At 68.4% G+C, this 231-nt stretch carries 1 pseudogene; it reads left to right on the top strand.

Annotation, left to right across the window (positions count from 1 at the left end):
• Positions 1–231: pseudogene (locus tag XH79_RS06755) on the top strand (methyl-accepting chemotaxis protein); the annotation flags it as partial.

Genomic DNA, 231 nt, shown 5'->3' with positions numbered 1-231 from the left:
GAGCCAGACTGCGGAAGCCACCCGCGAGATCGGCGACAAGATCGCGCAGATCCAGGGCGCGACCAAGGAGGCCGTCGATGCCATCGGCGGCATCACCGCCACCATCGAGGAGGTCAGCCGCATCGCCACCTCGATCGGCGCGGCCATCGAGGAGCAAGGCGCCGCCACCGCCGAGATCGCCCGCAGCGTCTCGCAGACGGCAGAGGCGACCAAGGAGGTCACCACCAATAT

The sequence above is a fragment of the Bradyrhizobium sp. CCBAU 45389 genome, assembly GCF_028128625.1.
Taxonomy (GTDB): domain Bacteria; phylum Pseudomonadota; class Alphaproteobacteria; order Rhizobiales; family Xanthobacteraceae; genus Bradyrhizobium; species Bradyrhizobium liaoningense_B.
Note: the sequence above shows the minus strand (reverse complement) of the source record. Positions and strands in the feature narration are given on the sequence as shown.